The sequence below is a fragment of the Allobosea sp. P1_A7 genome (assembly GCF_056406775.1).
In genome coordinates this window covers 1-4,905 of record NZ_JBFTZN010000360.1, presented here as the reverse complement: position 1 = coordinate 4,905, position 4,905 = coordinate 1, and the positions used below count along the sequence as shown (strand labels likewise).

Below are 4,905 nucleotides of genomic sequence, written 5' to 3'. Positions count from 1 at the left end.
GTGCCGCTCGGCGGCGGGATGTGCTTTTGCGCCGCGATGACGACCTCAAGTCGATTTCGGACATGCATCTTGACCATCAGGTTCGTCATGTAGCCCTTGACGGTTTTGGCGCTGAGCGAAAGTTCTTGGGCGATCTCGTTGTTCATCTTCCCGAGCAGCAGCAGCCTTACGATCTGCTCCTCTCTGACGCTGAGCCTATCGCTGGCTGGCTTCTGGCGCTCCCGGTTCTGGTCTTTCAACGCGCCAATCAACTTGGCGGCGAAGGAGGGGGTGACATGCACGTCGCCTCGTTGCGCTGCATTTAGAGCCTGAAAGAGATCGTCGGAAGGGCTGCCCTTCAGAACGTAGCCCTTGGCGCCTGCGTTCAGAGCCGCAATCGCATCATCCGTGCTGGTTGAGGCTGTGAATACGACAATTCTGGTCTCAGCAGCGATCTTCAATGTGTCGGAGATAGCCTGAAAGACATCCCCAGCCATGCTCAGATCGACGATCATAAAATCGGGCTGATGGGTCTTGGTGATCGACAGGATATCATCCGCGACGTTCCCCGTCGCAGTGAGCGTGAAACCGCCCCATCGTCTCAGTAGTGTAGCAACGCCCTCGGCCAACAATGGGTGATCGTCAACGATCGCGACCGTCCGGTCCGGCATGGGCCAGTTCCCTTCTGATTCGTCTCCCCCCGGCCAATGATCCCGATGGTTGCGTAGCCAATGATCGATGTAAAACGAGTTCGAACGGGAAGAATGGCGACCCAATTAACTCTGTCGGACGCTGTGTCTTTGCGGTGCCCCGACTGTGAAGTCGTCACCACGCAATGCAGACGGTTTCGAGAGACAAATAGCCCGCCCCGAGTCATTCTCTGAAGCCGCGAGAGTGATCGGGGAGGGCAATGGGAGCGATTGTTTTCACGGCGAATGGCAATTTCATCGTCGTAAGGAACGGTGACGGGCCGTTGGCTGTGAAAGGCCTCTATCGGGGTGCACCCATCAAAACCGCTATCCCATTCGGCCCGGAGCGATGCATCGTCCTGATAGATCCCGAATCCAGCAGGGCCAATCTCTTCGAGAACCTGCTCTGCATTGGCAAAACCGGCCGAGCGCTATGGCGGGCGGCTTTACCGAGCATGCCTGATACGTTTATCGACGCCAGCCTAAGTGAGGCCGGCATTCTGGCGCATAGCATGAGCGGCTATCGCCTGGTGATTGATCCGACGACGGGCGGTGAGATCGAAAAAGAGTTCGCCAAATAGGTGCCATTGTCCGACCGACCTGCGCTAATGCCGTGGATCGTGCACAGTGATAGCCGGGCAGGCGCAAGGAGCGATACCTCCCGGGAACGGTCGCGTTTTTGCCACTGCTGTCAGGCTACGGCTCGGTCGTCGCGTAGCGTCATTCGGGAATGGCACCCCAGGCTTAGGGGACGACAGTGGATTTTGCCCGACGGGCAAGCGGTCCGTTACCCATTCGACGAATCCGCCAGCCAGCCAACAACAGGTCGCCGCAGAAACACTTCCTTCATGTGAAGTTAGAAGTATCTGAAGGCAGTCGTGGTGGCGGTTCGGAAATGCGCAGCATCATCAGTGCCGCCAAGGCGGTTTGGCCGTACCTGTTCTCTGTAGTTTACGGGGTGCTTGACCGCCAGTWCGGGGATCGAGTGTTCGACTGGATCAAGCCTTCGATCCCACAAGGGCTGTCTCCGGAGACTTTGCGCCTGCTAGCGACATACGTGCCTCCATTGCTGTTCATCGCGCTAGGATTCTACTTGAATTTCGGAAGAAAGCGCAGTTCACGTGCGGCAAGTTCGAAAAGAAATAACATAACTGAAACGGGAGATCCCGCTAGATTGAATATCATCTCTCAATCTGGTCCGTTTCCAAGAGATTCTTGGCATTTATACGTATACCGCGTTAAATTGACTAAGCCGATATCCCGAATTTCCATAAGAGCGCAGGGCGATAACGTGATCGCGATGGACGTCTCTCGCCCAATCGTTGGGCTCCGTTCCTCGACATCGAAAGGCGAGGTTTCCAGAGCCGCATTGCCTGGCGGGCTCGGATTGGCGGAACAGTTTTCCAATGCCAGTGGCGAATACGAGATAATCGTCGTGTGCAGTACGGAGGACGCTCCGTCGCTCGCATGTGACCTTACGCCTTAAGGTACGCCGACCGGATCCAACACTCCATTCCGTCAGTTCCAGATCGCGTGGCCGGCGCTGCATGCCTCACGGTGGAAGCGTCCGGCAATCCCCGGCAACTGCGGCGCGTGAAATCCTATCGTGAACTAGCCCGATCCATTACGGTGCTTGTCGGGGATGAGAAGCTCGTGTTGCCTGAGCCTTCCGGACGTCGCCCAGTTGAGGAAAAGCGTGTCGGAATGGCGCGACGTCGAGTTCATGCAATCGACGTCGCGGCGCTTGGCAAACAAGCTTTGGATGCGTCAGGTCTTGGGCCCGGATTTCGAGCCACGCTTGGCCCGGGCAGGCTTCGGAGCGACGGGAGGGACCGGTTCAGTTTTGGCCTTTCGTCCCAACCCTGACGCTCTTGCGAGCGCTGCCCTGGCTTGGGAATAATTGGGTGCGACCATCGGATAGTCTGGAGGCAGGCCCCATTTCGCGCGATACTGTTCAGGGGTGAGATTGTAAGCCGTACCCAGATGGCGCCTGAGAGATTTGAACGCCTTTCCGTCTTCCAGGCAGATGATGGCGTCCGGAGTTATGGACTTCCTGATCGGAACCGCGGGCACAAGTACGATAGGTTCGGGCGGGGCTTCGGGTTTGGCGCCGAGCTCCGTGAACGCGGAGTGGGTGCTCGAGATTAGCGCCACGAGATCCCCGGACGGGAGGTTATTATGCGCGACATAGGCCGAAACAACCATCGCCGTCAGCTCAATTACATTGTCGTTTTCTTCGTTCATGGCGCTTCCTAAAATAAACATTTCGCTAAATTATCTTCTAACCTATTGATACTTAGAAGCGCAATGCTCAGTCCAAATTTTGAACGCGATAATCCTGTGGTTCGTCATTGGCGAAACGATCTTGTCGTGTACCACTAGCGACCGCGCGTATGTGACCATCGCCTTGGTGATGCCGCCGGTTTGGCTCCTGGCCTTCGGTCTAGGGGCGAATGCCCGCAATCCCTTCCATGGAACAAGTGCCTATCGGTGCCGTTTCTTGGGCACAGAATATTTGCTGTTCCGATACCAACGCGCCGTTGCCCGGCTCAAACAGCTTCACCAAGGGCCAGGCGAAGAGCCGGTTCGAGGCCAATGGTGCCGTGTCCGAACTCAGGAAGAACGACAATGGCGTCTGTCAGGGCAGGGCGACTCATGGCGGGCAGGCGGCGTGAGCCTCGATTGTCGAGGCAATATCACGCGCAACTGAGAGGGTCTTTCACATGATCCAGACAATCACTCGTTCGTACGACACCTACGATCAAGCTGAATCCGTAGTTCGAAAGCTGAAGGATATCGGCGTCGTCGATTCCGATATTAGCTTTGTTGGCCGCCGAGCGGATATCGATGGCGAGAACCATGCAGGGGAGGGCGCCGGGGTCGGCGGCTTGATCGGCGGTGCTGCCGGGCTACTCGCTGGGCTCGGCCTGATTGCGATCCCCGGCATTGGCCCTGTAGTCGCCGCTGGCTGGCTTGCCGCAACTGCCGCGGGGGCTGCAACCGGTGCCGTCGCCGGCGGCCTCGTAGGCGCTCTGACGAAGTCTGGCGTCGATCAGCAGGATGCCCACTACTATGCGGAGGCGGTCAGGCGTGGCGGCAGCGTTGTGGCTGCTCGAGCAAACGAGGAACAGGCTCCGGCGATCGTTGCAGTCATGGACGGCGCGACACCGATCGATGCGGTCGACCGCCGGACCACCTATGAGCGGGAAGGTTGGACGCAATTCGATCCCGAAGCTCCGCCTTATGTGCGGCCGCCGATCTAGGTGCCGCTGGGCATCGCCTGGCAAACTGGCGTCCAAGGCTGAACCCAGGGGGGCCGCTTGCTGACTGATCAGAGCGGCTGCGCCGCCAGTTGCGGCCGCCGCACCGGTCGCTGCTGTTTTGGCAGCCCCCAGCAGCGACGAGCTGGCGATCGCTACGATTAACGCCCCGGCAGCCCAAACGACCGGGCCATGAGCACCGTAAACGTTCGCGAAAGGCCATCCAAGTTCACGCAGCTATCGCGCCAGTGAACGCGAGGAGACGTCTCGGATCTTCATGACCGGCATCAGTTCGGGAAAGCTCGATCAAGCTGACTGCCGGCGCGAGAAATTCGACAGGGTGCTGACGCAGTCTCTGCTGTTCCAGCGCGTAGAACCGAGTAGCGAAACTAAGTGAACCGACCAGTTGATCGATGGCTTAATATTGTAGGTTCAGTCGCCGGCTAGGACCGCCKTCTCGAAAAWCCGMGCRGTTTAGTCGWACATSMGAAGKGGCCGCTGGAGAACACCATCACCAAACCTCAGCGTTCGCTTCTCACAGTTGGGACAAAGATGAAGGCCGCTCGAWAGCGTGTCCTTRTCCCAKGACGCGACAGTACGGCCAGACACGTCGGATATTGCGGGATCGCCGTACTTCACAACCGCCTCTGATCCGCATCTGAGACAACGGTACGGCACCACCTGAAGGTTCACTGAGGTAAGGTCGACGCAGTTCGTGCAGTGGCACGGCCAAGCCGAGTGCTCTCCAAACGCCGTCCTAGTTCCCCCGATCACGACGTCGCGTTGTAGATGGCAAGCCTCGCAACTTGCTGAGATGATCTGGCCCACCTGGAAACTCTCCTTGCAGCCCGCCCCGCATCTGGCCGAGGGCGTTTGCGATCATGCCACGGGGCGCTTTCGAGCTTTTCGCATGTCGTTCGCCCGCTCCAGCAACAGGTTCCTGGCATTCGGAATGAGCTCGGCGCCCGGTCCTACCC

At 58.4% G+C, this 4,905-nt stretch carries 5 protein-coding genes; 3 read left to right on the top strand and 2 right to left on the bottom strand.

Translation table 11 applies throughout. The annotated features are described in order from the left end of the window. The coding region (locus tag AC1D34_RS34060) for a LuxR C-terminal-related transcriptional regulator (RefSeq protein WP_476826624.1) at window positions 1-650 on the bottom strand (650 nt) is incomplete at its 3' end. Window positions 651-889: 239 nt separating this feature from the next. On the opposite strand from AC1D34_RS34060, the gene AC1D34_RS34055 reads away from it, so the two are divergent. Then, window positions 890-1,249 (top strand): DUF7957 family protein, encoded by a 360-nt coding sequence (locus AC1D34_RS34055; protein ID WP_441508886.1) that lies wholly within the window; start codon window positions 890-892, stop codon window positions 1,247-1,249. A gap of 1,186 nt (window positions 1,250-2,435) precedes the next feature. On the opposite strand, the gene AC1D34_RS34050 is transcribed toward AC1D34_RS34055, so the two are convergent. Next, window positions 2,436-2,912, bottom strand: a complete 477-nt coding sequence (locus AC1D34_RS34050; protein ID WP_476776456.1) for a Ros/MucR family transcriptional regulator — start codon at window positions 2,910-2,912, stop codon at window positions 2,436-2,438. Window positions 2,913-3,208: 296 nt separating this feature from the next. Here AC1D34_RS34050 and AC1D34_RS34045 point away from each other — a divergent pair, with 296 nt between their 5' ends. Continuing rightward, window positions 3,209-3,343 carry a hypothetical protein gene (locus AC1D34_RS34045; protein WP_476776457.1) on the top strand — a complete coding sequence of 45 codons (135 nt, stop codon included), beginning with the start codon at window positions 3,209-3,211 and terminating at the stop codon, window positions 3,341-3,343. A 51-nt stretch (window positions 3,344-3,394) separates the two neighbouring features. After that, window positions 3,395-3,931 (top strand): hypothetical protein, encoded by a 537-nt coding sequence (locus tag AC1D34_RS34040; protein ID WP_441508902.1) that lies wholly within the window; start codon window positions 3,395-3,397, stop codon window positions 3,929-3,931. Window positions 3,932-4,905 lie beyond the last annotated feature (974 nt).

What these genes read in the sequence shown, in the direction of transcription:
- AC1D34_RS34055 (WP_441508886.1), top strand. Translation starts at nt 890, where the DNA reads ATGGGAGCGATTGTTTTCACGGCGAATGGCAATTTCATCGTCGTAAGG.
- AC1D34_RS34050 (WP_476776456.1), bottom strand. Translation starts at nt 2,912, where the DNA reads ATGAACGAAGAAAACGACAATGTAATTGAGCTGACGGCGATGGTTGTT.